This is a genomic window from Nonomuraea sp. NPDC050328, assembly GCF_044459405.1.
Lineage (GTDB): Bacteria > Actinomycetota > Actinomycetes > Streptosporangiales > Streptosporangiaceae > Nonomuraea.
In genome coordinates, this window is record NZ_JBITIW010000013.1 from 77,876 (window position 1) to 103,849 (window position 25,974).

Annotated in this window: 23 protein-coding genes; 5 read left to right on the top strand and 18 right to left on the bottom strand. The window is 72.0% G+C overall.

All coding sequences use genetic code 11. The features are described 5' to 3' along the window. Positions 1 to 48: 48 nt before the first annotated feature. The 9 genes from ACIBG7_RS36930 to metH all read right to left on the bottom strand — a co-directional run bounded on the left by ACIBG7_RS36930 (position 49) and on the right by metH (position 12,203). A complete protein-coding gene (locus tag ACIBG7_RS36930) occupies positions 49 to 1,047 on the bottom strand; it encodes an ABC transporter permease (RefSeq protein ID WP_357931682.1) in 999 nt (332 codons plus the stop codon). Positions 1,048 to 1,408: 361 nt separating this feature from the next. Beyond that, entirely contained in the window at positions 1,409 to 1,915 is a 507-nt protein-coding gene (locus ACIBG7_RS36935; RefSeq protein WP_357931679.1) for a cellulose synthase, read from the bottom strand. A gap of 212 nt (positions 1,916 to 2,127) precedes the next feature. After that, entirely contained in the window at positions 2,128 to 3,192 is a 1,065-nt protein-coding gene (locus ACIBG7_RS36940; protein ID WP_357931676.1) for an oligopeptide/dipeptide ABC transporter ATP-binding protein, read from the bottom strand. Continuing rightward, on the bottom strand, positions 3,185 to 4,180 hold the full coding sequence (locus ACIBG7_RS36945; protein ID WP_397339258.1) for an ABC transporter ATP-binding protein: 996 nt from the start codon (positions 4,178 to 4,180) through the stop codon (positions 3,185 to 3,187). The genes ACIBG7_RS36940 and ACIBG7_RS36945 overlap by 8 nt, the downstream gene beginning before the upstream one ends. Continuing rightward, entirely contained in the window at positions 4,177 to 5,085 is a 909-nt protein-coding gene (locus tag ACIBG7_RS36950; RefSeq protein ID WP_357931670.1) for an ABC transporter permease, read from the bottom strand. The genes ACIBG7_RS36945 and ACIBG7_RS36950 overlap by 4 nt, the downstream gene beginning before the upstream one ends. Continuing rightward, complete coding sequence (locus tag ACIBG7_RS36955) at positions 5,082 to 6,089, bottom strand: ABC transporter permease (RefSeq protein WP_357931667.1); 1,008 nt, start codon at positions 6,087 to 6,089, stop codon at positions 5,082 to 5,084. The genes ACIBG7_RS36950 and ACIBG7_RS36955 overlap by 4 nt, the downstream gene beginning before the upstream one ends. Continuing rightward, positions 6,089 to 7,765, bottom strand: a complete 1,677-nt coding sequence (locus tag ACIBG7_RS36960; RefSeq protein WP_397339259.1) for an ABC transporter substrate-binding protein — start codon at positions 7,763 to 7,765, stop codon at positions 6,089 to 6,091. The genes ACIBG7_RS36955 and ACIBG7_RS36960 overlap by 1 nt, the downstream gene beginning before the upstream one ends. A gap of 125 nt (positions 7,766 to 7,890) precedes the next feature. Next, a complete protein-coding gene (locus ACIBG7_RS36965) occupies positions 7,891 to 8,541 on the bottom strand; it encodes an HAD family phosphatase (protein WP_357931661.1) in 651 nt (216 codons plus the stop codon). A 158-nt stretch (positions 8,542 to 8,699) separates the two neighbouring features. Continuing rightward, complete coding sequence (gene metH, locus ACIBG7_RS36970) at positions 8,700 to 12,203, bottom strand: methionine synthase (RefSeq protein ID WP_397339260.1); 3,504 nt, start codon at positions 12,201 to 12,203, stop codon at positions 8,700 to 8,702. 413 nt (positions 12,204 to 12,616) lie between these two features. Here metH and ACIBG7_RS36975 point away from each other — a divergent pair, with 413 nt between their 5' ends. From ACIBG7_RS36975 to ACIBG7_RS36990, 4 genes are all read left to right on the top strand, one after another. After that, complete coding sequence (locus tag ACIBG7_RS36975; RefSeq protein WP_357931655.1) at positions 12,617 to 13,471, top strand: PAC2 family protein; 855 nt, start codon at positions 12,617 to 12,619, stop codon at positions 13,469 to 13,471. 250 nt (positions 13,472 to 13,721) lie between these two features. Then, a complete protein-coding gene (locus ACIBG7_RS36980; protein ID WP_357931652.1) occupies positions 13,722 to 14,207 on the top strand; it encodes a hypothetical protein in 486 nt (161 codons plus the stop codon). A 96-nt stretch (positions 14,208 to 14,303) separates the two neighbouring features. Further along, a complete protein-coding gene (locus tag ACIBG7_RS36985; RefSeq protein ID WP_357931649.1) occupies positions 14,304 to 14,705 on the top strand; it encodes a hypothetical protein in 402 nt (133 codons plus the stop codon). Continuing rightward, a complete protein-coding gene (locus ACIBG7_RS36990; RefSeq protein WP_397339261.1) occupies positions 14,702 to 14,893 on the top strand; it encodes a DUF6186 family protein in 192 nt (63 codons plus the stop codon). Before ACIBG7_RS36985 ends, ACIBG7_RS36990 begins: the two co-directional genes overlap by 4 nt. Here ACIBG7_RS36990 and ACIBG7_RS36995 read toward each other — a convergent pair. From ACIBG7_RS36995 to ACIBG7_RS37025, 7 genes are all read right to left on the bottom strand, one after another. Further along, on the bottom strand, positions 14,824 to 15,603 hold the full coding sequence (locus ACIBG7_RS36995; protein WP_397339262.1) for a sirohydrochlorin chelatase: 780 nt from the start codon (positions 15,601 to 15,603) through the stop codon (positions 14,824 to 14,826). The genes ACIBG7_RS36990 and ACIBG7_RS36995 overlap by 70 nt on opposite strands. Then, the gene (locus ACIBG7_RS37000) at positions 15,600 to 16,763 is read right to left on the bottom strand and encodes a uroporphyrinogen-III synthase (RefSeq protein ID WP_357931640.1); all 1,164 of its coding nucleotides are present in this window, start codon (positions 16,761 to 16,763) and stop codon (positions 15,600 to 15,602) included. Before ACIBG7_RS37000 ends, ACIBG7_RS36995 begins: the two co-directional genes overlap by 4 nt. A gap of 93 nt (positions 16,764 to 16,856) precedes the next feature. After that, positions 16,857 to 17,201, bottom strand: a complete 345-nt coding sequence (gene nirD / locus ACIBG7_RS37005) for a nitrite reductase small subunit NirD (RefSeq protein WP_357931637.1) — start codon at positions 17,199 to 17,201, stop codon at positions 16,857 to 16,859. Beyond that, positions 17,198 to 19,621 carry a nitrite reductase large subunit NirB gene (nirB, locus tag ACIBG7_RS37010; protein WP_397339263.1) on the bottom strand — a complete coding sequence of 808 codons (2,424 nt, stop codon included), beginning with the start codon at positions 19,619 to 19,621 and terminating at the stop codon, positions 17,198 to 17,200. Before nirB ends, nirD begins: the two co-directional genes overlap by 4 nt. After that, positions 19,618 to 21,015 (bottom strand): FAD-dependent oxidoreductase, encoded by a 1,398-nt coding sequence (locus ACIBG7_RS37015; RefSeq protein ID WP_397339264.1) that lies wholly within the window; start codon positions 21,013 to 21,015, stop codon positions 19,618 to 19,620. Before ACIBG7_RS37015 ends, nirB begins: the two co-directional genes overlap by 4 nt. Then, positions 21,012 to 23,027, bottom strand: coding sequence for a molybdopterin oxidoreductase family protein (locus ACIBG7_RS37020; protein WP_397339265.1), 2,016 nt, complete (start codon positions 23,025 to 23,027; stop codon positions 21,012 to 21,014). The genes ACIBG7_RS37015 and ACIBG7_RS37020 overlap by 4 nt, the downstream gene beginning before the upstream one ends. Before the next feature lie 68 nt (positions 23,028 to 23,095). Further along, entirely contained in the window at positions 23,096 to 24,376 is a 1,281-nt protein-coding gene (locus tag ACIBG7_RS37025) for an MFS transporter (RefSeq protein WP_397339266.1), read from the bottom strand. Positions 24,377 to 24,494: 118 nt separating this feature from the next. Between ACIBG7_RS37025 and ACIBG7_RS37030 the strand changes: the two genes are divergently transcribed. Next, entirely contained in the window at positions 24,495 to 24,965 is a 471-nt protein-coding gene (locus ACIBG7_RS37030; protein ID WP_397339268.1) for a peptide deformylase, read from the top strand. A 4-nt stretch (positions 24,966 to 24,969) separates the two neighbouring features. Here ACIBG7_RS37030 and ACIBG7_RS37035 read toward each other — a convergent pair whose 3' ends face one another. Together ACIBG7_RS37035 and ACIBG7_RS37040 are read right to left on the bottom strand one after the other, a co-directional pair. Then, positions 24,970 to 25,218 (bottom strand): WhiB family transcriptional regulator, encoded by a 249-nt coding sequence (locus ACIBG7_RS37035; protein ID WP_357931620.1) that lies wholly within the window; start codon positions 25,216 to 25,218, stop codon positions 24,970 to 24,972. A 90-nt stretch (positions 25,219 to 25,308) separates the two neighbouring features. Beyond that, a complete protein-coding gene (locus tag ACIBG7_RS37040; protein WP_357931618.1) occupies positions 25,309 to 25,914 on the bottom strand; it encodes an HAD family hydrolase in 606 nt (201 codons plus the stop codon). Positions 25,915 to 25,974: the final 60 nt, after the last annotated feature.

A 25,974-nucleotide genomic window follows, 5' to 3' on the forward strand; every position in this document is an offset into this window, starting at 1 on the left:
CATTCCTACTTGCACCCCTTGGTGGTGGTGGACAACGAAAGTTGTCGGTCAGCGTGAGGACTTCGGGTCCAAGGCGTCGCGCAGCCCGTCGCCGAAGAGGTTGAACGCCAGCACGGTGATGAAGATCGCCATGCCGGGGAAGAACATGAAGTGCCACATGTTGTACCGGCGCACCGCGTCGGCGAGCATGCCGCCCCAGGTGGCGGTCGGCGCCTGGACGCCCACGCCCAGGAACGACAGCGCCGCCTCGAACAGCACGTTGGTGGGGATGAGCAGCGTGGCGTAGATCAGGATCGGCGCGATCAGGTTGGGCAGGATCTCGCGGAACAGGATGTACGGCCCGCGTGCCCCCAGGCTGCGCGCGGCGTCCACGAACTCCCGCTCACGCAGCGACAGGGTCTGCCCTCGGATGATCCGGGCGATGTACGGCCAGCTGAAGAAGCCGATCACGAAGATCAGCAGCCCGATGCGCAGCGTGTCGCCCTGGATCTTCAGCTCCTGCTCGAACTGGCCCAGCACGCCGACCAGGGCGATGGCGAAGACCAGGAGGGGGAAGGCGAGGAAGACGTCCATGATGCGGCTGATGACGGTGTCGACCCAGCCGCCGAAGTAGCCGGCGATGACGCCCATCACGGTGCCGATGATCACCGAGAGCACGGTGGCGAAGAAGGCGATGAGGAGCGAGATGCGCGAGCCGTACAGGACCCGGCTGAAGATGTCGCGCCCGTTGCCGGGCTCCACGCCGAACAGGAACTCCGAGCTGATCCCGGTCCCGCCTATGGGGAGGGTGAACGGGTCGAGCTGGTCCTTGTGGAACTCGTTGGGCGGGTGGCCGAACCAGCTCACGATCAGCGGCGCGAACAGCGCGATGAGGATGAGCAGGACGATCACGATGCCGCCGGCGATGGCGACCTTGTCGCGCTTGAGGCGCATCCAGGCGATCTGACCGAGCGAGCGGCCCTGGATGGCTTTGGCGCTGGATAACTGGGCCACCGCCTCCGGCGTGGCCTCCGTCGCCGAGCCGGGGACGTCGAGCGGCGCGGACATCAGACCCCCACCAGGGGGGCGGATACCGCGGCCGTTCCGATGAAGACCGGCTCACTGCGTTCGGTCATGCTTCCTCCTTCGCATGACCAAGGCGCTGCGCAGCCTTCACTGCCAAAAGCGTGTCGCAGCCCCTGGATCTCAGACGGCTTGAGCCCGTCCGAGCGCCTCCGGGTCAGGGGCGCCCGTTCGCGCGGGGACCGCGGTGGCTAGGTCCCACGACGGAGGATGTATTGCGGGCAATTGTGCTGGCTAGTCCCTTGAGGGGGTCTGTGGCTCAACTGTGATCGGTGCGAAACGGGTTCGTGTTGATCTTGACGAGTTTGTCCGTGAGGGGTTCCGGTTAGGTCCCGGAACCGTGACATTAATTGATGCCGTGCTTTTTGAGGATGTCCTCGATGTCGGAGAAATCCTCGTCGCCGGCCGGCTTGCGGCGGGCCGGAGCGGCGGCTTTCGGTGCGGCCGGAACGGCCTGCGGGGCGGTCGGGGCGGCAGCGACAGCCGTACCCTTCTGCTCGGCTTTGACCGATTTGTCGGCCTTCTTCGGCCTGCCCTCCGTCTTGGCGAGCTTGCGGCCCCGCAGCACGCCGGTGACCACGAACAGCACCGCCGAGACCGCGGCCAGGATCACGCCCGCCCACACCATCGGGTTGAGCACCAGGCCCGTCACGAACCCCACGATCGACGAGCCGATGTTCCACAGCACGCCGAGCGCCCCGGTCAGCAGGGCCGCGATCGGCAGCAGCGACCAGGCCGCCAGCCGGAGCGCCGGCAGCAGGCCCCGGCGCCGCCAGGCGAGGTAGGTGAACACTCCCCCGGCCGCCGTCAGGCCGATGCACAGCGCCGGCCAGAAACTGGAATCGATCGGCATCTCGCCCCGCCCCTTCGTCTGTGGCTTTGTCCCCATCCTGGCACGCCCGCGCCGGGCCGGCGGTCCTCCGCAAGGAGGGTCCTGCCCTGAGGCGCCCTCGGGGGCATACCGGATGCGCCGCCCCCGATACGGCGAAGCGCCCCGCCGTACGGGAAGGGCTTCTTCCACAGTACGGCGGAGCGCCGGGGAGTGAGCGGGCGGCGGCCGGCCGGTCAGACGGGCAGGCCGACCTCGGTCGCGGTCGGGTCGTGCGAGCTGGCCGCGGCCTGGATGCGGCCGGAGACGATCTCCTCCGACCAGTGGCAGGCCACCTTGCGCCCCGGCCGGATCTCCCGCAGCGCCGGCACCTCGTCGGCGCAGCGGGTGGTCTGCCGGAAGGGGCAGCGGGTGTGGAAGCGGCAGCCGGGCGGGATGTTGGCCGGCGAGGGCAGGTCCCCGGTGAGCAGGATGCGCTCACGCCGCTCCTCGACCTCGGGGTCGGGGATCGGGATCGCCGACATCAGCGCGATCGTGTACGGGTGCAGCGGCTCGGCGTACAGCTCGTCGGAGGAGGACTCCTCGACGATCGCGCCGAGGTACATGACCCCGATCGTGTCGCTGACGTGCCGCACCACCGCCAGGTCGTGCGCGACGACCACGTAGGTGAGGCCGAGCTGCTCCTGCAGGTCCTCCAGCAGGTTGACGATCTGCGCCTGGATCGACACGTCCAGCGCGGAGACCGGCTCGTCCGCGATGATCATCTCCGGGTTGAGCGCGATCGCGCGGGCGATACCCACCCGCTGGCGCTGGCCGCCGGAGAACTCGTGCGGGTAGCGCCCGGCGGCGTTGGCCGGCAGGCCGACCACGTCGAGCAGTTCCCGCACGCGCGCGCCGTGATCGCCCTTGAAGGCGTGCGTGCGCAGCGGCTCGGTCAGGATCGACTCCACGCTCTGGCGCGGGTCCAGGGACGCCAGGGGGTCCTGGAAGACCATCTGGAGCCGGCGCCGCAGCAGCCGCAGCGGCTCGGGCCGCAGCGAGCGCATCTCGACGCCGTCGAAGGTGACCGTGCCGTCGGTGGGCTCGACCAGCCGGAGCATCGCCCGGCCGAGCGTCGACTTGCCGCAGCCGGACTCGCCGACCAGGCCGTAGGTCTTGCCCCTGCGGATGTCGAGGTCCACCCCGTCGACCGCCCGGACGTGCCCGACGACCTTGTCGACGAACACCCCCTTCTTGATCGGGAAGTGCACCTTGAGCCCGCGCACGGACATCAGCACGTCGTCGTTGGTCTGCTCAGTCATTCGATCCCCCGAGCGGGTTGTAGCAGCGCAGCTCGTGCTCCGGCCGCAGGCGGTCGGGCCCGAGCGCGGGCGGCGTGCCGACGCACTCCTCCACCCGGTTGCGGCAGCGCGGTGCGAAGGCGCAGCCCTCGGCCCAGGCCAGCATGTCGCGCGGCGAGCCCTGGATGGGCTCCAGGCGCTCCCCCCGGGGCTGGTCGAGGCGCGGGATGGAGGCGAGCAGGCCGCCGGTGTACGGGTGACGCGGGTGGCCGAACAGCTCGCGCCGCCCGGCCCGCTCCACGATCCGCCCGGAGTACATGACGTGAACGCTGTCGCACATGCCCGCGACCACGCCCAGGTCGTGCGTGATCATGATGAGCGCGGTGCCGGACTCGCGCACGAGCTCCTTGAGCAGCTCCAGGATCTGCGCCTGGATGGTCACGTCGAGCGCCGTGGTGGGCTCGTCGGCGATCAGCAGCCGGGGCTTGGCCGCCAGCGCCATCGCGATGAGGGCGCGCTGGCGCATGCCGCCGGACAACTGGTGCGGGTACTCCTTCAGCCGCCGCGCCGGGTCGGGGATGCCGACCCTGGCCAGCAGGTCGGCCGCCTCCTTGCGGGCGACGTCGCCGCTGAGCCCGCGATGGCGCACCAGCACCTCGGTGACCTGCGTGCCGATGGGGATCACCGGGTTGAGCGAGGTCATCGGGTCCTGGAAGACCATGGCCAGGTCGCGGCCGCGCATGCGGCGCAGCTTGTCCTGGGGCAGGCCGATCAGTTCGGTGCCGTCGAAGGAGATGCTGCCGCCGAGCCGTACGCCCCGCTTGGGGAGCAGGCCCATGATGGCCAGCGAGGTCACCGACTTGCCGCAGCCGGACTCGCCGACCAGGCCGACGGTCTCGCCGGGCGCGACGGAGAAGCTGACCTTGTCGACCGCGCGCACGTCCCGGCGGCCCCGACGACTGAAGACGATCTCCAGATCGTTGACGTCGAGCAGGTTGTTCACGTTCACCGCCGGTACTTCGGGTCGAGGGCCTCGCGCAGCGCTTCGCCGAGCAGCGTGAAGCCGAGCGCGGCCAGGACGATCGCCACGCCGGGCGCGATGACCAGTTGCGGGGCGTTGGCCAGGTGGCGCTGCGACTCGGCGAGCATGCGGCCCCACTCCGGGATGGAGGGGTCCTCGCCGGACAGCCCGAGGAAGGCCAGGCCGGCCGCCTCGATGATGGCCGTGGCCAGCGTCAGGGTCCCCTGCACGATCACCGGGGTGAGCGAGTTGGGGAAGACGTGCCCGAGGATGATCCGGCTGCGCTTGACGCCCAGGGACTTGGCGGCCAGCGCGTAGTCGGCCTCGCGCTGGGCCAGCATCTGGCCACGCAGCAGCCGGGCGAAGACCGGGATGTTGACGACGCCGATGGCGATCATCACGGCGGTCATGCCCTGCCCCAGCATGGCGGCGATGCCGATGGCGAACAGCAGGCCGGGGATGGCGAGCATCATGTCAACCAGGCGCATCACGGTGGAGTCCACCCAGCCGCCCAGCCCGCCGGCCAGCAGGCCCAGGATGATGCCGCCGGCCATGCCGAACAGCAGCGAGACCACGCCGACCAGCAGCGACTGCCGGGCCCCCAGGATGATCCTGGACAGCAGGTCGCGGCCGTTGTCGTCCAGGCCCAGCCAGTGCTCCGCGCTCGGGCCCGGCACGTGGCCGGGGCCCTCGATCTGGGACAGGTCGGGGGCCATGGCGGTGTACGGGGCCAGCCAGTCGGCGAAGATCGCCACGAAGACGAACAACGCGATGAGGACGGCCCCGATGATCGCGGCGGGGTTGCGCGACAGCCGCTTGACGGCCTCGCGCCACAGGCCGCCGCCCTGCTCCTCGGCCACCGTGATGGCGGCCTCTGCGGCTCCAAGGCTCATTTGACCCTCACCCTCGGATCAATCAGGCCGTAGGCCACGTCCACCACCAGGTTGATCAGCACGAAGAGGGTGGCGATCACCAGGATGAACCCCTGGATGCTGGGATAGTCGCGGGTGGGAATGGCGTCGGCGACGAACTTGCCCACGCCGGGGAAGGCGAAGACGGTCTCGGTCAGGATCGCTCCCGACATGAGCAGGCCGAACTGCAGGCCGACCACGGTGGTCACCGGCAGCAGCGCGTTGCGCAGCACGTGCCGGCGGGTCACCACCCCGGCGGTGAGGCCCTTGGACTCGGCCGTGCGCACGTAGTCCTCGTTGAGCACGTCCAGCACGGCGGCGCGCGTGATGCGCGCGATGATCGCCAGCGGGATCGTGGCCAGCGCGACGGCCGGCAGGACCAGGTGCAGGATCGCGTCCCAGAAGGCGGCCATGTTCCCGGTGACCAGGCCGTCCAGGACGTAGAAACCGGTGGGGTGCTCGACGTTCAGCATCCGCGCCTCTTGCCGGCCGGTGTTGGGGAACCAGCCCAGCTTGACGGCGAAGACGTACTTCAGCATGTACGCGAGGAAGAACACCGGAATGGTGATGCCGACCAGCGAGCCGGTGATGGTGGCCGAGTCGAGCCACGTCCCGCCGCGCCGGGCCGCGAAGTAGCCCAGGGGGACGCCGACGACCACGGCCAGCAGCAGCGCCGTGACGCCGAGCTCGAAGGTGGCGGGGAAGCGCCGGATCATCTCGTCGAGGACCGGCTGATTGGTCTGGACAGAAGTGCCGAAGTCGAACTGCACGATCTTGCCCAGGAACCTGAAGTACTGGACGTAGATCGGCTCATCCAGGCCCATCTGCCGGTTGATGAGATCGATCTGCGCCTGGGTGGCGCGCTCGCCCAGAAGCGCCTGTGCAGGCGATCCGGGCAGCGCGCGCACCCATGCGAAGAGTGCTATCGACAGCCCCAGGAGCACGGGAACGAGCACCAGGAGCCGCCGGACGATGAACCGGAGCATCAGCCTCGGGACACCAGGGAGAAGTTCTCGTTGCTCAGCGGGTCGGTGAGGAAGCCCTTGATGTCCTTGCCGAGGCCGACGAACGACTTGTTGTGCACGTACGGCAGGCCGGGCAGGAAGTCCATGATGAGCTTGTTGGCTTCCTGGTACAGGGCGGTCCGCTTGGCGGGGTCCGTCTCGCGCTCGGCCTCGTCGAGCTTGCCGAAGATCTCCTTGTTGTCGAAGCTCCAGCGCTTCTGCGGGGCCTGGAAGAAGGTCCCGACGAAGTTGTCGGCGTCGGCGAAGTCGGCGTTCCAGCCGATCATGAAGATCATGGCCTTGCCGTTGTCGACGGCGTCGATGTACTCGGGGGTCCACCGCGCCGACTTGACGACGACCTTGAAGCCGGCGGCCTCGAGGTCGGCCTTGAAGGCCTCGAAGTTGGCCTTGGGGTCGGGCATGTACGGGCGGGTGACGCCGGTCGGGTACCAGAGCTCGACCGTCGGGTTGGCCACGCCGGACTCGGCGATGAGCTGCTTGGCCTTGTTCACGTCGTACGGGTAGGTCGTGACCTGCTCGTTGTAGCCGGCCAGCTCCGGCGGCATGAACTGGGTCGCCACGGTGGAGCCGGGCGGGTACTTCGCCTTGACCAGGGCCTCACGGTTGATCGCGTGGGCGATGGCCTGGCGGATCTTGGGGTTGTCCATCGGCGCGAGCTTCTGGTTGAAGCCGATGTAGCCCACGTTGAGCGCCGGGCGCTCCTGGATGGTGTAGCCGGCGCCCTTCAGCGTCTCGACGTCGGCGGGCTCGACCTGGTCGAAGCCGTCGATCTCGCCGCTCTCCAGAGCCTGGCGGCGGGCGGGGGCGTCGGAGATGGCGCGGAAGATCAGCGACTTGATCTTGGCCTTCTCGCCGTGGTAGCCGTCGAAGGCCTCCAGGGTGAGCTTGTCACCGCGGGCCCAGGAGACGAACTTGTAGGGGCCGGTGCCGACCGGGGCCTCGGTGGCGAACTTGCCGGTGAACTCCGGCGCGTCGCCCTTCATCTCGACCGCGTCGCCGCTCTTCTGGATCGCGGCGGGGCTGACCATCGAGAACGACGGCAGGCTCAGCGCGGAGATGAAGCTGGCCGACGGCGAGGCGAGGCTGATGACGATCTTGTCGGCGCCCTCGGTCTTGCAGCCCTTGTAGGAGCTGGGCGTCATCTCCGGGTCTTCGTTCTTCGCGAAGCCGCCGAAGACGGTCTGCCAGTAGTAGCTGACCGCGGGGTTCTGCTGGGCGCCCTTGAAGTTGAACCAGCGCTCGAAGTTCCAGCAGGCGGCCTCGGCGTCGAAGTCGGTGCCGTCGTGGAACTTCACGCCCTGCTTGAGGGTGAAGGTCCAGTTGGTGGCGTCGGTGGACTCCCACTTTGTGGCCAGCGCCGGGACCACGTCGGTGGCGCCGGGCTTGGTGCCGACCAGACCCTCGAAGATCTGGCGGACGACCCGGAGCGACTCGCCGTCGCTGACGTACGCGCCGTCCAGGGCCTTGGGCTCAGCCGACAGTGCCCAGACGAAGGCCTTGTCCCCGCCGCCCCCTGCGGAGGGCTGCGTGCTCTCGCCCGGCTGGTTGCCCGTCCCCCCGCCACCGCCACAGGCGGCCGCCGCCAGCAGCAGAGCGCCGCCGGCCACGACCGCGGACAGTCGCTTTCGTGCTTCCATATTCCACCTCAGTAAGTTCCGTCCTGCCAAGGACGGACCCGGTCATAGGTCTTCGGAGTATGGTCTCTGGCGGGGTTGTGTCAGGAAAAGCCCTAGTCACGACCTGTGTCGCAATCGTGATTGGGTCATGACCCGGTGGACACAAGGTCACGAAGTTGAGACACGTTGGTCTCAGTCAATGAGACCAGAACGAGACGTCCTGGCGCGGGCTCGATCGGCAGCAGGCTCGGCACCGCCACGACGGCGCACCCGGCCGCCGTTCCGGCCGCCACCCCGTTCGGCGAGTCCTCCAGGACCACGCAGCGGGTCGGCTCCACGCCCAGCCGCTGCGCCGCGGTCAGGTAGGGCTCGGGGTCGGGCTTGGTGTGCGTCACGTCGTCGGCGGTCACGATGGTGTCGAACCGCTCGCGGCCCACGAAGGTCAGCACCGCGTCGGCGATCTCCTTCAGCGAGGAGGTCACCAGCGCCACGGGCACCCCCTCGGCGCGCAGCGCGTCGAGCAGCTCCAGCGCGCCGGGCATCATCGTCACGCCCTCGCGCAGCCGGGAGATCATGCCCTGGATCATCCACTCACGCAGCGTCTCGGGGGCGACGTCGGAGCCGGAGACGGCCAGCATGTAGGCCACCGTGCGCTCCATCGAGCCGCCCACCAGGTGGGTCTGGTGCTCCGGCGTCCACTCGCCGCCGAGCTTGGCCATGACCTTGGTCTCCACCTCCAGCCACAGCTTCTCGGTGTCGACCAGAAGGCCGTCCATGTCGAAGAAGACCGCTTCCATGCATTCTCCCTGCTCTCGATCGGGCAAGTGTCAACGATGCCAGGCGGGCCGCGCATTCCTGCGCGCCGGGGTAGACGGGCCTTTGCCCAGCTCCTGACCCCGGGCATCCCGGAGGAGCGGGGCTCGGCCCGCCTGCCGTACCGATCGGGGAGGTCGGTTCAGACGTTGAAGTACTTCGCCTCCGGGTGGTGGGCGACCAGGGCGGAGGTGGCCTGCTCGGGGTGGAGCTGGAACTCCTCCGACAGGCTCACCCCGATGCGCTCGGGCCGCAGCAGTTCGAAGAGCTGCTGCTGGTCCTCCAGGTTGGGGCAGGCCGGGTAGCCGAAGGAGTAGCGGCAGCCCTGGATGTTGACCTTGAGCATGTCGTCCAGCGACTCACCGCCGCCGATGCCGAGCTCGGCCCGGACGCGGGCGTGCCAGTACTCCGCCAGCGCCTCGGTGAGCTGCACCGACAGGCCGTGCAGCTCCAGGTAGTCGCGGTAGGCGTCCTTGGCGAACAGCTCGGCCGTCGCCTCGGAGATGCGCCCGCCCATGGTCGCCACCTGGAAGGCCACGACGTCGGTCTGGCCCGACTCGCGCGAGCGGAAGAAGTCCGACAGGCACAGGTGCCGGTCGCGCCGCTGGCGCGGGAAGGTGAAGCGGGTGCGCTCGTCGCCGGCGTCGTCGAGGATGATCAGCGAGTCGCCGTCGCTGACGCACGGGAAGTAGCCGTAGACGACCGCCGCCTCCAGCAGGCCCTCGGTCTGGATCCGCTCCAGCCACATGCGCAGCCGCGGCCGGCCCTCTGTCTCGACGAGCTCGTCGTAGCCGGGCCCGTCGCCGCCGCGGGTCGGCTTGAGCCCCCACTGGCCCAGGAACAGCGCCCGCTCGTCCAGGAAGGAGGCGTAGTCGTTGAGCGAGATGCCCTTGACGATGCGGTCGCCGAGGAACGGCGCGACCGGCAGCGGGTTGTCGGCGGCCACGTCGGAGCGGGCGGGCAGCTCCTCGACCGCGGTGCGCTGGAGCACCGCGCCGGTCTTGACGCGGCGCTCGCGCAGCGCGGGCAGCGGGGCGCCCTCGCGCTTGTGCGCCATGAAGGCGTCCATCAGGCGCAGGCCCTCGAAGGCGTCGCGGGCGTAGCGGACCTGGCCCTCGAACATGCCCGCCAGGTCCTGCTCGACGTAGGCGCGGGTCAGCGCCGCGCCGCCGAGCAGCACCGGGAAGCGGGTGGAGATGCCCCGGGAGTTCATCTCCTCGAGGTTCTCCTTCATGATCACGGTCGACTTGACCAGCAGGCCGGACATGCCGATCACGTCGGCCCGCTTGTCCTCGGCCGCCTCCAGGATGGCGCTCACCGGCTGCTTGATGCCGAGGTTGACCACCTCGTAGCCGTTGTTGGACAGGATGATGTCGACCAGGTTCTTGCCGATGTCGTGCACGTCGCCCTTGACCGTGGCCAGCACGATCCGGCCCTTGGTCTCGCCCTCGACCCGCTCCATGTGCGGCTCCAGGTGGGCCACCGCGGTCTTCATCACCTCGGCCGACTGCAGCACGAAGGGAAGCTGCATCTGGCCGGAGCCGAACAGCTCGCCGACCGTCTTCATGCCGTCGAGCAGCACGTCGTTGATGATCTCCAGGGCGGGCCGCTGGGTCAGCGCGTCCTCGAGGTCGGCCTCCAGGCCCTTCTTCTCGCCGTCGATGATGCGGCGCTTGAGCCGCTCCCACAGCGGCAGCGCGGCCAGCTCCTCGGCCTTGCCCTGGCGCATCGCGGCCGCGTCGACGCCCTCGAACAGGTCCATGAAGCGCTGCAGCGGGTCGTAGCCCTCGCGGCGGCGGTCGTAGACCATGTCGAGCGCGACCTGGCGCTGCTCGTCGGGGATGCGCGCCATCGGCAGGATCTTGGAGGCGTGCACGATCGCCGAGTCGAGCCCGGCGTTGACGCACTCGTTGAGGAAGACCGAGTTGAGCACGATGCGCGCGGCCGGGTTGAGGCCGAAGGAGATGTTGGACAGGCCCAGCGTGGTCTGCACCGTCGGGTAGCGCCGCTTGAGCTCGCGGATGGCCTCGATGGTCTCCAGGCCGTCGCGCCTGGTCTCCTCCTGGCCGGTGGCGATCGGGAAGGTCAGGCAGTCGACGATGATGTCCTCGACGCGCATCCCCCAGTTGGCGGTGAGGTCGTCGATCAGCCGGGAGGCCACGCGCACCTTCCACTCGGCGGTGCGGGCCTGGCCCTCCTCGTCGATGGTCAGCGCCACCACGGCCGCGCCGTGCTCGCTCACCAGCCGCATGATCTTCTGGAAGCGGGAGTCGGGGCCGGCGCCGTCCTCGTAGTTGACCGAGTTGACCGCCGCCCGGCCGCCGAGCATCTCCAGACCGGCCTGCAGCACCGCCGGCTCGGTCGAGTCGAGCATGATCGGCAGCGTGGAGGCGGTGGCGAAGCGGAAGGCCAGCTTCTTCATGTCGGCCACGCCGTCGCGGCCCACGTAGTCGACGCACAGGTCGAGCAGGTGGGCGCCGTCGCGGGCCTGGTCGCGGGCCATCTCGACGCAGTCGTCCCAGCGGCCGGCCAGCATCGCCTCGCGGAAGGCCTTGGAGCCGTTGGTGTTGCAGCGCTCGCCGATGGCCAGGTAGGAGGTGTCCTGCCGGAAGGGGACCGACTGGTAGAGCGAGGAGACGCCCGGCTCGGGCTGCGGCTTGCGCGCGGCCGGGGCCTTGCCCGGGCGGACCTCCTCCTGCTCCGGCGCGGGGGCCGCGGCGCCGACGCCGACGCGCTCCACCACGTGGCGCAGGTGCTCGGGGGTGGTGCCGCAGCAGCCGCCCACCAGCGTCAGGCCGTAGTCGCGGGTGAAGGCCTCGTGCGCGTCGGCCAGCTCGGCCGGGCTCAGCGGGTAGTAGGCCCCGTCGGCGGTCAGCACCGGCAGGCCCGCGTTCGGCATGCACGACAGCTTCAGGCGCGAGTGGCGGGCCAGGTGGCGCAGGTGCTCGCTCATCTCGGCCGGGCCGGTGGCGCAGTTGAGGCCGACGATGTCGACGCCCAGCGGCTCGATCGCGGTCAGCGCCGCGCCGATCTCGGAGCCCAGCAGCATCGCGCCGTTGGTCTCGATCGTCACCTGCGCGATGATCGGCACGTCGCGCCCGGCGGCCGAGATCGCCCGCTTCGCGCCGACGACCGCCGCCTTCACCTGCAGCAGGTCCTGGCTGGTCTCGATGATCAGCGCGTCCGCGCCGCCGGCGATCAGGCCCGCCGCGTTGTCGCGGTAGGCGTCGCGCAGCGTCTTGTACGGCAGGTGCCCCAGCGTGGGCAGCTTGGTGCCCGGGCCCATCGAGCCCAGCACGAACCGCGGGTGCTCCGGCGTGGACCAGCGGTCGGCCGCCTGCCGGGCCAGGCGCGCGCCGGCCTCGGAGTACTCGTACACGCGCTCGGAGATGTCGTACTCGCCGAGCGCCGACAGGTTGGCGCCGAAGGTGTTGGTCTCCACGCAGTCCACCCCGACCGCGAAGTACGCCTCGTGCACCCCGGCGACGATGTCCGGCCGGGTGACGTTGAGCACCTCGTTGCAGCCCTCGTGCCCCTCGAAGTCGTCGAGGGTGGGGTCCTGGGCCTGCAGCATCGTCCCCATCGCCCCGTCGGCGACGACCACGCGCTGGGACAGGACTTCACGGAAGGATGGGGAGCTGTTCATGCCCCCAAGCTTAGCGACCCCGGCCGTCCCGCCTGGCGCGCGATCACGGGGTGAGACACGCGTTTCCGTCTTCGCCGACGGCTCCGGTTTCCGTCTTGTGTACGGCTACCGCCCGTTGTGTACGGCTACCGCCCCTGAAGCCCGCTACGGGCGCCCACCGGGCCGATCAAGGCCGACGTCACTACCCCCGCCGGGCGCCCCCGACACCCGGCCCCTCCGGCGGCCCCCTTCGCCCGGGGCCCCTGAGACGGCGGAGACAGGAGGGAAACCCCAGGAAAACACCCACGCGAACCCCGGTGCGCACGGGAACCCCGTGGGCGGCGGTGCGCTGGAAGCGTAAGGCCCCCGGAGTCGTGACGCGGCCCCCTCCTCACGGCATAGGCTTAGGCCACACCAGCGAGAGGAGGGCGCGCGTGATCGAGCTCGAAGGGCTCCCCGAGCTCGTCGACCCGGTGCTGATCGCCGCGTTCGAGGGGTGGAACGACGCGGGCGAGGCGTCGAGCGGCGTCATCGCCCACCTCGAGAACACCTGGCAGGCCCGGCCGCTGGCCGCCCTCGACCCTGAGGACTACTACGACTTCCAGGTCACCCGGCCCATCGTCGAGCTGAGCGAGGGCCTGCAGCGCTCGATCGTCTGGCCGACGACGCGGCTGTCGCACGCCCGCCCGCCGGGCGCCGAGCGCGACGTCGTCCTGCTGCGCGGCATCGAGCCGAACATGCGCTGGCGTTCCTTCTGCGAGGAGATCGTCGAGGTCTGCCGCGAGCTCGGCATCGAGCTGGCCGTGATGCTGGGCGCGCTGCTCAACGACTCCCCGCACACCCGGCCCGTGCCGATCATCGGCGCCGCCTCCGACGAGGGCCTGGCGCGCTCGCTCAACCTGGAGCTCAGCCGCTACGAGGGCCCGACCGGCATCGTCGGCGTCCTGCAGCACGCGCTCGGCGCGGCCGGGCTGCAGTCGGTGTCGCTGTGGGCCTCCGTGCCGCACTACGTGGCCCAGCCGCCCAACCCCAAGGCCACCCTCGCCCTGCTGCGCCGGGTGGAGGACCTGCTCGACATCCCGATGCCGGTGGGCGACCTCGAAGAGGAGTCACGCGCCTGGGAGCACGGCGTGGACGAACTCGCCTCGCAGGACACCGAGGTGGCGGAGTACGTCAAGGAGCTCGAGGAGCGCAAGGACGCCGCCGACCTGCCCGAGGCCAGTGGCGACGCGATCGCGGCCGAGTTCGAGCGTTACCTCCGCCGTCGCAACGGCAACACTGACAGCTAATTTTCAGCCTTTTCGCACTGGTTTCGCGCAACAATCGTTATCCGCGCTCTTTACGGCGGATCGCACCAGGCTGGCACTCCAACCGGCAACAATTTGATGACAAGGGGAAACGCGGTCGATAAACACCGCCGAATCCCGCCAGCGCCACGTCGAACCTGTCCATGTGACTGCGCACGTTAGGCCAACCATGGCGACTTCCCATGTAGATCCGCACCAAAGAAGTCAGGACACCAGGCTGCGCGTTCTGAAGATGGCTCTTTCGCTGCGCGAGAATCGCACCGGCGGACCCGTGGACCACTTCCTCGCCCTGCTCCAGGACCGTCTCCCGCTCTGGCTCCGCATCCTGCACAACCTCACGCCCGGTCAGGGCGAGGTCCAGGACAACCTCCGCTTCGCCGCCCGGGCCGGGATCGACTACTACGTCGAGGTCCAGTCGGCGGCGTTGCCCGCCTTCATCGAGCCGTCGGTGACCGTCCGCTACCGCGAGGCCGTCCGCGACAGCGAACTCGGGCCGATGGCGGAGATCGTGCCGCTCTCGGTGTACTTGGAGGCCGAGCAGCGCCGTGGCCGCGTCGACGCCTCCGTCGACCCCACCGGCAGCGCCCGGCTGCTCCTGGCGGGGTGCTTCCAGCACGCCTACTATGAGATGTTCATGGGAGCGGACGCCGGGCACTCCCGGGACGCGGCCGCCGCGGAGATCGTCCGCGCGCTCCGCCTCGAACCCGCCTCCGGCTGACCGGACGCCACCCGGTTCACGCCCGTCCGGATTCTCGGGCCGCCTTCGCTGGCGGCTCGCCGGCCTGCGGGCTCGTCTGTCGGAAGGTGCTGACTCGTGACCCCATCCGCGCAAGGCCCCGCGGCCAGGGCCGTGCACCGGTTCGTGCCGGTGGTGCTGCCGTTGGGGGTGCTCGCGGTGGCTGGTGGCGGGCTGCCGTCCTTCGAGCCGCGCACCTATCTGGCGGTCGCCGCGGCCGGCACGGTGGTGGCCGTCCTGGCCTTGCGCCCCCGGCCCGCCGCTCCCCCGGCGCCCGCCACCCCGCCCAGCAGGTGGTGGCCGTGGGCGGGGCCGGCCGCCGTGTTCGGGGTGCTGGAGTTCTGGGCGCTGCTGTTCCCGGCCCCGGACCGGCCGACGTTCAGTGACCTGCTGGATCCGCTGCTGGCCGACCCGGTGGGCCGGGCGGTGGGGTGGTTCGCGTGGCTGCTGACCGGGTGGTGGCTGGTGCGACGGCGATGATGATGGCCGTGGCCTTCGCCGCCGTCCTGGTGGCCGCCGCCGTCCTCGACGTGACGGCCAGGCGGCGGCCGGAGTCGAGGCTGCCGACGCTGGGCCGGTGCCTGGCGGTGGTGCTGCGTCATCCGGCGGGGCGGGTGGCGGTGGTCCTGGCGTGGTGCTGGATGGGCTGGCACTTCCTGGCCCGCTGAACCGCCTCGTCGTAGCGCAGCCAGCCGAGCTCGGCCACCTCCTCGCCCAGCGGCGCGCTGACCAGGGGTGCGCCGGCGGCCCGGAGGCGGTCGTGGAAGAAGCCGGGGGCCAGCAGGTAGGAGGCGATCGCGGTGTCCGGCCCGATGGCCGCGGCCAGGGGCGGGGTGCCCTCCGCCGTGAAGTCGGCGTCCCCGGCGTAGGCCGCGGTGACCGGCCGCGCCAGCCGTACGGCGAGCAACCGCGCGGCGGCCCGCACCTCGGCGCGGGCGGCCGGATCGCTGGAACCCGCCGCACCCAGGACCACCCGGTGCCGCGGCGTGAGCCCGGCCTCGTCCAGCCGGCGGGCCAGGGCGTGGGCCAGGAGCGGGTGCGGGCCGAGATGCCGGGCCGGCAGCACGTCCGGGACGTGGCCGGAGGTGGGCCGGCGGGTGAGGGTTTCGGGGAGGTCCACGTGGACGTGGTAGCCCCCCGCCAGCAGGAGCGGCACGACGACGGCCGGGCCGGTGAGGGTCGCGAGCACGGAGCCGAGGGACGGGCGGCTGATCTCCAGGTAGGCGAGCGTCACCCGGTGGCCCGGACGGCGGGCGCGCATGACGTGGGCCAGGTGTTCCAGGGTCCGCTCGCCGGCCCGGCTGCGCGTCCCGTGGGCGGCCAGGACGAGCGCGGGCTCGGCGGAAGACAGCGGACCCGCGAGGGAGGGGGCGGTCATGGGGTGGGGCGGTCGCAGGCGAGGCGGTAGCCGCGCTTGACGACGGTCTCGATGACGTCGCGGGCGCCCAGGGCGCGGCGCAGGCGCGTGACGGCCATCTCGACGGCGTGTTCGGCCGAGTCGCGGCTCTGGCTGCCGGGCAGTACGGCACGCAGGTCGCCACGGTGGACGACATGGCCGGGCTTGTCGGCCAGGCGTTTGAGGACCGACATGGGCGCGGGCGGCAGCGGACGCAGGTCGCCGTCGACGACGACCGCGTGACCACGGATCTCCAGTGCGTGTCCGCCGGCGACCAGGCGGGTGACGCCGTGTTCGGGCAGGTGCCGGGCGAGGGTACGGGCCAGCGCGCCGAGCCGGGCCCGCTCGGGCTGGACGACGGGGACGCCCCGCGCGAGCAGGGGCTGGGCGGTGACCGGCCCGACGCACGCGGCCACGACGCCATCGGCGAAGGCGGCCAGCAGGTGCTCCTCCTGGCCTGCGGCACGGGCGGCGGCGAGCATGGCGTGGACGGCGGGCGCGCTGGTGAAGGCGACGGCGTCCACGGTGCCCGCGACGGTCTGGGTGATCAGTCGCCGCAGCGGCGAGGGGTCGCGGTAGGGCAGCCACCGGTAGACCGGCACCTCGATCACCTCGGCCCCCGCCCCCCGCAGCGCGGCCACGAACTCGGTGAGCGGCTCGCCGTGCAACTGGACGGCGATGCGGCGCCCGGTGAGGTCCTGGGCCAGCAGGTGCGCCTTGACCTCCTCGCACGATTCGGTGGCCGCGGTCCAGTGGTCGCTGAGCCCGGCCGCCCGGACCGCGCCCCGCGCCTTGGGGCCCCGGGTGAGCAGCCGGGCGGCGCCGAGCTGGGCGGCCAGCTCGGCGGACAGGCCCCAGCCCTCGGCCGCCGCCGTCCAGCCGCGGAAGCCCACGCCCGTGGTGATCACGACGTCGTCCAGCCGGCCGGCCAGCACGTCCCGGGTGGCGGCGAGCAGTTCGGCGTCCTCGGGCAGCGGGACCAGCCGGATGGCGGGGGCGCTCACCACGCGCGCGCCGCGCCGTTCCAGCAGCGCGCCGAACTCCTCGCGCCGCCTGGTCGCCGTGACGCCGATGGTGAAGCCGGCCAGCGCGTCGGGCGCGGTCTCCGGGGTGGGCGGGAGCTCCGCGGGCAGGGCGCTCATGGAGGTCTCCTTTCGGTTCTGGGTGGTACGGCAGGCCCGCGTCGTGCGCAGGACGGGGTTCGCGGGCGGGACGGGGTGAACGGCGCGAGGGGGCTACACGGCGACCTCCACCACGCCGTGGCGGGCGCGGACCCGGTAGGTGGCGACCGTGACCGCCGGGTCGTCGAGGCAGGCGCCGGTCCGCAGCGAGAAGACCTGCTTGTGCATGGGCGAGGCGACGGTCGGCTCGCCGCCGCGGCTGCCGACGATGCCGCGCGACAGCACGTGCGCGCCGCTGAAGGGGTCGAGGTTGTCGAGGGCGTGCAGGTGCCCGGTGTGGTCGCGGAAGAGGGCCACCTGCCGCCCGCCGACCAGCGCGCAGGCGCCTCGCTCCGGCAGCAGGTCGGCCACCCGGCAGACCGGGGTCCAGGTCAGGGTGGCGGACGGGCTCGGGTTCATCGGGACGACACCTCCAGGGGAATCAGGACCGGCTTGATCTGCTCGCGTTCGGTCTCGAAGGCGATCGACGGGTCGGGCACGCCGGGCGCGTTGACGAAGCTGGTGAAACGCCGGAGCTTGTCCGGATCGTCGAGCACCGCCCGCCATTCATCGAAATATCCGGCGACGTGGCGCTCCATCCGCGCCTCCAGCTCGGCACAGATCCCCAGCGAGTCCTCCACCACGACCTGCCGCAGGTACTCCAGCCCGCCCTCCAGCGACTCCAGCCACGCCGAGGTCCGCTGCAGCCGGTCGGCGGTGGCGATGTAGAACATCAGGAACCGGTCGATCACCCGCACCAGCTCCTCGGTGGACACGTCGGCCACCAGCAGGTCGGCGTGCCGGGGCCGGAAGCCGCCGTTGCCGCCGACGTACAGGTTCCAGCCCTGCTCGGTGGCGATGATCCCGAAGTCCTTGCCGCGCGCCTCGGCGCACTCCCGGGCGCACCCGGAGACGGCCGACTTGAGCTTGTGCGGGGCGCGGAGCCCGCGGTAGCGCAGTTCGAGGGCGATGGCGAGCCCGACGGAGTCCTGCACGCCGTACCGGCACCAGGTGGAGCCGACGCACGACTTGACCGTCCGCAGCGACTTGCCGTACGCGTGCCCGGACTCGAACCCGGCCTCGACCAGGCGCTTCCAGATCAGTGGCAACTGCTCGACCCGGGCCCCGAACAGGTCGATCCGCTGCCCGCCGGTGATCTTCGTGTAGAGCCCGAAGTCGCGGGCCACCTCGCCGATGACGATGAGCCGCTCGGGCGTCAGCTCGCCGCCCGGGATGCGGGGCACCACGGAGTAGGTGCCGTTCTTCTGGATGTTGGCGAGGAAGTGGTCGTTGGTGTCCTGCAGTGCCGCGAGCTCGCCGGACAGCACGTGCTCGCCGCGCAGCGAGGCCAGGATGGAGGCGACCACCGGCTTGCAGATGTCGCACCCGCGCCCGGTCCCGTGCGCCGAGACCAGCTCGGAGAAGGTGGCGATGCCCCGCACCCGCACGATGTCGAACAGCTCGGCCCGGCTGTGCGTGAAGTGCTCGCACAGCGCCTTGCCGACCTCGACGCCGGAGCGCTCCAGAAGCTGCCTGAGCATCGGCACGCACGACCCGCAGGTGGCCCCGGCCCGGGTGCAGGCCTTGATCCCGGCCACCTCGGTCAGGCCGCGCTCGGCGATCGCCGAGCGGATCGTCCCGGCGCTGACGTTGTTGCACGAGCAGACCGACGCCTCGTCCGGCAGGTCCAGCGCCACCCCCGAACCGGCGAAGAGCAGGTCGGAGGGGGCGGCGGGCAGCGCCTTGCCGACGAAGCCCTTCAGCGCGGTGTACGGGGAGGCGTCGCCCACGCAGATGCCGCCGAGCAGCGTGGCCGCGTCGTCGCTGAAGAACAGCCGCTTGTAGACCCCGGCCACCGGGTCCATGTAGACCACGTCCAGGGCCCCGGTCATCGCCCCGAACTGGGCGACCTCGACGCCGAGCAGCTTGAGCTTGGTCGAGGTCTCCGCCCCGCCGAACTCCGCGCCGCCGCCCATGATCCGGTCGGCGGCCACCTCGGCCATGGTGAAGCAGGGCCCCACCAGGCCGTAGACCGTGCCGCCGACCAGCGCGCACTCGCCGATGGCGTAGATCGCCGGGTCGCTGGTGCGCATCCCGGCGTCGGTCACGATGCCGCCGCGCTCGCCGACCTCCAGCCCGCAGCCGCGTGCCAGCTCGTCGCGCGGCCGTACCCCGGCGGAGAAGACCACCACGTCGGCGGCCAGTTCGCGGCCCCCGGCCAGCACGACCCTGCCCGGTTCGATGCGCTCCAGCATCTCGCCCGCGTGCACGGCCAGGCCCAGGGCCTCGATGTGCGCCTTGAGCACCGCGCCGCCGCCCTCGTCCACCTGGCGCGGCATCAGCCGGGGCGCGACCTCGACGATCGAGGTCTCCAGCCCGAGGCCGCGCAGCGCGTCGGCGGCCTCCAGGCCGAGCAGCCCGCCGCCGACCACCACGCCGGTCCTGGCCCCCCGCGCGGCGGCGCGGATGGCCTCCAGGTCGTCGATGGTGCGGTAGACGAAGGCCAGCCCGGCGCCGGGCACCGGCGGCACGAACGGCGCCGACCCGGTCGCCAGCACCAGCACGTCGTACGGCTCCCGCCGCCCGTCCTCGACGAGCACCGCCCTGGCCTCCCGGTCGACGGAGACCACGCGCGCCCCCAGCCGGGTGGTGACGCCCTCGGGCACCGGGTAGGCCAGGTCGGCCCCCTCGGTGAGGTGGGTGGTCAGGGCCACCCGGTCATAGGCGGGCCGGGACTCCTCCCCCAGCACCACGATCTCGCCGCCGAAACGGCGCTCGCGCAGCGTCTCCACCAGCCGCTGCGCGGCCGGGCCGTACCCGGCCACCACCAGGCGCGTCACGCGGTCGCCCCTTCCTGCTCGCACAGCCATCCGACGATTCCCTCCACCGCTTCGCGGCAGGTGCCGCAGCCGGTCGTGGCACGGGTGGCGGCGGCCACCGCGGCCACGTCGCGCGCCCCGGCCTCCCAGCACGAGCGGATCTGTCCCTTGGTGACGTTGTTGCAGTGGCACACCTTGGCCGCGTCCGGCATGCGCGTCGGGCTCGGCGCGCTGGGAGCGCTCCCGGCCAGGCCGGGGAACAGCAGCCCGGCGCGGTCGCCGGGCAGCGGGCCGCCCCGGTCGAACAGGTGGGTGAGGGTGCCCACGGCGTCGCTCTCGCCCAGCACGATCGCGCCGACCAGGCGGCCCTCCCTGATCACGAGCTTGCGGTAGGTGCCGCGGGCGCGGTGGCTGAAGCGCACCACCTCGGCGTGCTCCTCGGTGAGCTGCGTCTCGCCCATCGCGGCCAGCTCCACGCTGCGGGCCTTGAGCCGGGTGACCAGCCGCGAGCCGCGGTACAGCGCCTTGCCGCCGGTGATCACCTCGGCGGCGGCCGCGGCCTGCTCCCAGGCGGGCGCGACCAGGCCGTAGACGTGGCCGTCGTGCTCGGCGCACTCGCCGACGGCGAAGACGCTCGGGTCGTCGGTGCGCAGCTCGTCGTCGACGACGATGCCGCGCCGCACCTCCAGCCCGGCGGCCTCGGCCAGGCCGGTGAGCGGGCGCACCCCGCAGGCCAGGACGACCAGTTCGCCGGCCACGTGCTCGCCGCCGGCCAGCCGTACGCCGTCTTCGAGGACCTCTGCCACGTGCACGCCGGTGCGGATCTCCACGCCGAGGCCGGCCAGGGTCTCGCCGAGCACCAGCCCGGCCTCGGCGTCGAGCTGGCGTTCCATCAGGTGCCCGGCCAGGTGCAGCAGGGTCACCGGCAGGCCGCGCCCGGCCAGCCCGCGGGCGGCCTCGATGCCCAGCAGCCCGCCGCCGACCACGACCGCGCGGGCGGCCGAGCCGGCTTCGGCGAGGATGCGCCGGCAGTCGTCGAGGGTGCGGAAGGCGATCGCCCGCTCGACGCCGGGGATGGGCGGCACCAGCGGCTCGCTGCCGGTCGCCAGCACCAGCACGTCGTACGGCTCGCGCCGCCCGTCCTCGGTGACGACGGCGCGGGTCTCGCGGTCGATGGCGGTGACGCGGGTGCCGAGCACGGCCCGCACGTCGTGCTCGCCGTACCAGGAGGGGTCGAGCAGGCGCACCTGCTCGGGCCCGTGGCTGCCGGCCAGCACCTCCGACAGCAGCACGCGGTTGTAGGGCTGCCAGGCCTCGGCCCCGAAGACGGTCACCCGCAGGTCCGCCGAGCGGGCGCGCACCTCGCTGACCAGCCGGGCCCCGGCCATGCCGTTGCCCACGACGACGAGTCTCATGCCACACGCTCCAGTCGGACGGCGCAGACCTTGAACTCCGGCATGCGCGAGAGCGGGTCGAGCGCGGGGTTGGTGAGACGGTTGGCGCCCTCCCAGTGGAAGGGCATGAAGACGGTGTCGGGCCGCACCGCGTCGGTGACGCGGGCCACGCCGCGCGCCGTGCCCCGGCGGCTGGTCACCTCGACCAGGTCGCCCGCGCCGATCTCGAGCTGGGCGGCCAGGTCGGGGTGGATCTCGACGAAGGGTTCAGGGGCGGCCTCGATGAGGGCGGCGATCCGGCGGGTCTGGGCGCCGCTCTGGTAGTGCGCCAGGAGCCGGCCGGTGGTCAGGTAGACGGGGTAGTCGGCGCAGGTCTCCTCGGCGGGCGGCCGGTGCTCGACCGGGACGAGGCGGGCACGGCCGTCGGGGGTCGGGAACCGGTCGAGGAAGACGCGCGGAGTGCCGGGGTGCTCCGGCGCGGGGCACGGCCAGAACAGGCCGGTCCCGGCGGCCAGCCGCTCGTGACTGATCCCGGCGTAGTCGGCCGGGCCGCCCGCGCTGGCGCGGCGCAGCTCGTCGAAGACCTCGGCGGGCTCGGCGGCGAAGTCGTGGCCGAGCCGTCCGGCCAGCTCCCGCAGGACCTCCAGGTCGGAGCGGACCCCGGCGGGCGGGTCGACCGCCCGGCGGCGCAGCAGGACGCGGCCTTCCAGATTGGTCATGGTGCCGCTCTCCTCGGCCCACTGGGTGGTGGGCAGCACCACGTGCGCCAGGGCGGCGGTCTCCGAGGGCACGAAGTCGGCGACGACCAGCAGGTCGAGCGCCTTGAGCCGTTCGGTGATCCGCAGCGAGGCGGGGGCGGACACGACCGGGTTGGAGCCGAACAGCAGCAGCGCTCGCGGCCCGTCCGGGGTGCCGAGCGCCTCCAGCAGCTCGTAGGCGCTGCGGCCGGGCCCGGGCAGGCTGGCGGGGTCCACGCCCCAGACCCCGGCGACGTGCGCGCGGGCGGCCGGGTCGTCGATACGGCGGTAGCCGGGGAGCTGGTCGGCCTTCTGCCCGTGCTCGCGCCCGCCCTGGCCGTTGCCCTGGCCGGTGAGGCAGCCGTAGCCGGAGCCGGGGCGGCCGGGCAGGCCGAGCGCGAGGGCGAGGTTGATGAAGGCGGTGACCGTGTCGGTGCCCTTGGCGTGCTGCTCGGCGCCGCGCCCGGTGAGCACGACGGCCCGGTCGGCGCGGCCGAGCGCGTGCGCGGCCTGGCGCATGCGGGCCACCGGGACCCCGGTGACGCGCTCGACGCGCTCGGGCCACCAGGCGGCCAGCGAGGTGCGCACGGCCTCGAAGCCGGTGGTGCGCGCGGCGAGGTAGGCCTCGTCGGCCAGCCCCTCGGCCAGCACCAGGTGGAGCAGCCCGAGCGCGAGGGCGAGATCGGTGCCGGGCAGCGGGCGCAGGTGCAGCCAGGCCAGCTTGGCGGTGGCCGAGCGGCGCGGGTCGATGACGATCAGGCGCGGCCCGGTCAGGTGCCGCACCAGCGGCGGCATCGTCTCGGCCACGTTCGCGCCGGCCAGCAGCACGACGTCGGCCTCGGCCAGGTCGGTCACCGGGAACGGCAGCCCGCGGTCGAGCCCGAAGGCCCGGTTGGCCGCGGCCGCCGCCGAGGACATGCAGAAGCGGCCGTTGTAGTCGATCTGGCTCGTGCCCAGCGCGACCCGGGCGAACTTGCCCAGCGTGTAGGCCTTCTCGTTGGTGAGGCCGCCGCCGCCGAAGACCGCCACCGAGTCGGGTCCGTGCTCGGCCCGCAGCGCGCGCAGCCGCCCGGCCACGTGGTCGAGCGCCGCCGTCCAGGAGGCCGGCTCGCCGTGCAGCAGCGGGGCGGTCAGCCGGTCGGGATGGGCGAGCAGGTCGGCCGCGGTCCAGCCCTTCTGGCACAGCGCGCCGCCCGCGTTGGCGGGCACGTCCCGGCGCGGCGCGACGGTCGCGGGCGAGCCCGGCGTCACCGTCATGCCGCACTGGAGTGCGCAGTAAGGGCAGTGCGTCTTCACGGGCTTGATGGTGCTCAGCGGTGATTTCACACCGAGGTCCCTTCTGTTACCAACGTGCTAACGGTCGTTCACACGCGGGCGTGAGCGAGCCGCGCGGCGCCGACCGGCCGGGCGTAGCACCACCACGTGGTGGCGAAACAGGCGGCGTAGAACAGGCCGAAGGCCAGGAAGGCGGGGGCCGGGCTGCCGCCGGCGGCGAAGGACATGCCGAAGGCGCGGTTGATGAGGAAGCCGCCGAACGCCCCGACCGCGGAGATGATGCCGACCGCGGCGGCGGCCTGGCGCCTGCCGTACTCGGGGCTGTGGCCGGAGGCGGCGGCCAGCGCGCCGAAGATGGCCGGGACCATCCGGTAGGTGGAGCCGTTGCCCAGGCCCGCGGTGACGAACAACGCCTGGAAGGCCAGCGCGAACAGCCAGAAGTCGCCCGAGCCCACGGCGAGCCACACCAGCGCCACTCCCCCGGCCATGGCGGCGAAGTTCCACAACGTGACCCGGGCTCCGCCGAGCCGGTCGGCCAGCCAGCCCCCGGCCGGGCGCACCAGCGAGCCGAGCAGCGGGCCGAGGAAGGCCACCGTCTGCCAGGCCGAGCCCGGGAACAGGCTCTTGGCCAGCAGCGGGAAGGCGGTGGAGTACCCGATGAAGGAGCCGAAGGTGCCGATGTAGAGGAAGGACATGAGCCACGTCTGGCCGTTGCCGGCCACCGCGAGCTGCTCGCGCGGCGAGGCCTTGGCGGTGGCCAGGTTGTCCATGAACAGCCAGGCGCAGCCGGCGGCCACCACGATGAACGGCACCCAGAACCAGCCCGCCGCCGCGAGGCCGAAGGCCCCGATGACCAGCGGCACCACGAGCTGCACCGAGCTGACCCCGATGTTGCCGCCGGCCGCGTTCAGCCCGAGCGCGGCCCCCTGGCGCGACTGCGGGTAGAAGTGCGTGATGTTGGCCATGCTGGAGGCGAAGTTGCCGCCGCCGAACCCGGCGGTGGCCGCGATGAGCAGGAAGACCCAGTACGGCGTGTCCGGCGAGCCCACCGCCCAGCCCAGCGCCAGCGCCGGGATGAGCAGCAGCAGCGCGCTGAACACGGTGAAGTCGCGCCCGCCGAAGCGGGCCGGCCCGAAGGTGTACGGCAGGCGCAGCGCCGAGCCCACCAGGTTCGGCAGCGCCACCAGCCAGAAGAGCTGGTCGGTGCTGAAGTCGTAGGCGCCGAGCTGGGCCGCCACCACGCTCCACACCGTCCAGACGGTGAAGCCCAGATGTTCGGCCAGGATGGAGAAGACCAGGTTCCGCCGGGCGACACGCCGCCCCGTGGCTCGCCAGAAGGCCGGGTCGTCCGGCCGCCAGTCTGAGATCATGATCCGGAGGCTAGGAAAGTGCGGTTACGCACTTGGCCACGGAGCGGCTGTGCGGCGGTTACTTCCCGGTCACCCGGGCAACATGCCGGTAACACCCGGACACGGTTGACTCGGCGGCATGCGGGGAATCCTGGCTCTGACGTCGCGACGCATCGGGGAGTTCCGCGTGCCTATCTGCGCCTACGATGATCCGGCCCTCCGGGTCGCAGCAGAACCGGTGACCGCCTTCGACAAGGAGCTGCGGCAACTCGTCAAGTCCCTCACCCTGACCATGCGCTCGGCCGCCGGCGGCGCCGGGCTGGCCGCGCCGCAGATCGGCGTCCCGCTGCGGGTGCTGGTCTTCGACTACGACGGGCGGGCCGGGCACCTGGTCAACCCGCGTTTGGAGCTGTCCGGCCGCAAGGTGATCGCCGACGAGGCGTGCCTGTCCGCGCCGGGGCGGTGGCGGCCGCTGGAGCGTTCCTTCGCGGTGACCGCCCGCGGCCGCGACATGTACGGCAAGCCGCTGACGGTCCGGGCGATCGGCATGCTGGCCAGGATCCTCCAGCACGAGGTCGACCACCTCGACGGGGTGCTGATCCCGCTGTAGCGGGTCAGGCGGCCCGGGGGGCGTAGCGCGCCGCGCGGCGTTCGCCGGGTTCCAGACCGCCCCAGACGCCGTGCTGCTGGCGGGTCTCCACCGCGTACTCCAGGCACGGGCGCCGCACCGGGCACCGGCCACAGACCGCCTTGGCGTGCGCGATCTGGGACCGGCTGGGCCCGAGCGGGGAGATGGGGAAGAACAGGTCCGGGTCCTGGTCCAGGCAGGCGGCCCGGTGGGACCAGTCGTACGCGTGGGTCATGAGGTCTCCATGCCTCCGAGGTCGGAGTTCCGTCCCCGGAGGGACAGATCGGAAAAACCCGCGCCTACCCCCGCGTTCCGCCCTCACACCTCACCAGCGGCTCCAGCTCGCGATCTGCGCCGGGTGCAACGCGCCGCCCGCGATCAGATGGTTGAGCGTGTCCACCGGTTCCATCTCCATGATCCGCTGCACCGCCTCCGGCAGGCTCGCGGCCAGCTCGTCGGCCTCGGCGAACTCCGAGGGCCGCGTCGCCGGCGTGGGCACCATGATCGCCCGCGCGCCGGCCGCCCGCGCGGCCTTCATGTCGCTGCCGATGTCGCCCACCATGACGCAGTCGAGCGGGCTGATGTCCATGATCGCCGCCGCCCGGATGATCAGGCCCGGCCGCGGCTTGCGGCACGAGCAGGCGTCCATGTCGTCGTGCACGCAGATCGCCCAGGCGTCGAACGGGCCGAGCAACTCCTCCACCCGCTCGTTCACCTGGTGCAACTGGTCGGGCGAGATCAGGCCGCGGGCCACGCCCGACTGGTTGGTCACCACGCCCACCAGCACGCCCGCGTCACGCAGCCTGCGCAACGCGGCCTGGGCGCCCGGCATGGGCCGGACCAGGGAAGGATCGCGGTTGTAGGGCACGTCGTGGATCAACGTTCCGTCACGGTCGAAAAGGACGGCTGCGGGACGGCGGGACTTGGACACTCGGCACCTCCTGGAAGTGTCCGGGAGCTACCCGGCGGCACGCCCGGCAAACGGCCCGTG

Coding starts and splice junctions, on each gene's coding strand:
- ACIBG7_RS36930 (WP_357931682.1), bottom strand. CDS start 1,047: ATGTCCGCGCCGCTCGACGTCCCCGGCTCGGCGACGGAGGCCACGCCG.
- ACIBG7_RS36935 (WP_357931679.1), bottom strand. CDS start 1,915: ATGCCGATCGATTCCAGTTTCTGGCCGGCGCTGTGCATCGGCCTGACG.
- ACIBG7_RS36940 (WP_357931676.1), bottom strand. CDS start 3,192: ATGACTGAGCAGACCAACGACGACGTGCTGATGTCCGTGCGCGGGCTC.
- ACIBG7_RS36950 (WP_357931670.1), bottom strand. CDS start 5,085: ATGAGCCTTGGAGCCGCAGAGGCCGCCATCACGGTGGCCGAGGAGCAG.
- ACIBG7_RS36955 (WP_357931667.1), bottom strand. CDS start 6,089: ATGCTCCGGTTCATCGTCCGGCGGCTCCTGGTGCTCGTTCCCGTGCTC.
- ACIBG7_RS36960 (WP_397339259.1), bottom strand. CDS start 7,765: ATGGAAGCACGAAAGCGACTGTCCGCGGTCGTGGCCGGCGGCGCTCTG.
- ACIBG7_RS36965 (WP_357931661.1), bottom strand. CDS start 8,541: ATGGAAGCGGTCTTCTTCGACATGGACGGCCTTCTGGTCGACACCGAG.
- metH (WP_397339260.1), bottom strand. CDS start 12,203: ATGAACAGCTCCCCATCCTTCCGTGAAGTCCTGTCCCAGCGCGTGGTC.
- ACIBG7_RS36980 (WP_357931652.1), top strand. CDS start 13,722: ATGGCTCTTTCGCTGCGCGAGAATCGCACCGGCGGACCCGTGGACCAC.
- ACIBG7_RS36990 (WP_397339261.1), top strand. CDS start 14,702: ATGATGATGGCCGTGGCCTTCGCCGCCGTCCTGGTGGCCGCCGCCGTC.
- ACIBG7_RS36995 (WP_397339262.1), bottom strand. CDS start 15,603: ATGACCGCCCCCTCCCTCGCGGGTCCGCTGTCTTCCGCCGAGCCCGCG.
- ACIBG7_RS37000 (WP_357931640.1), bottom strand. CDS start 16,763: ATGAGCGCCCTGCCCGCGGAGCTCCCGCCCACCCCGGAGACCGCGCCC.
- nirD (WP_357931637.1), bottom strand. CDS start 17,201: ATGAACCCGAGCCCGTCCGCCACCCTGACCTGGACCCCGGTCTGCCGG.
- ACIBG7_RS37015 (WP_397339264.1), bottom strand. CDS start 21,015: ATGAGACTCGTCGTCGTGGGCAACGGCATGGCCGGGGCCCGGCTGGTC.
- ACIBG7_RS37025 (WP_397339266.1), bottom strand. CDS start 24,376: ATGATCTCAGACTGGCGGCCGGACGACCCGGCCTTCTGGCGAGCCACG.
- ACIBG7_RS37030 (WP_397339268.1), top strand. CDS start 24,495: ATGCGGGGAATCCTGGCTCTGACGTCGCGACGCATCGGGGAGTTCCGC.
- ACIBG7_RS37035 (WP_357931620.1), bottom strand. CDS start 25,218: ATGACCCACGCGTACGACTGGTCCCACCGGGCCGCCTGCCTGGACCAG.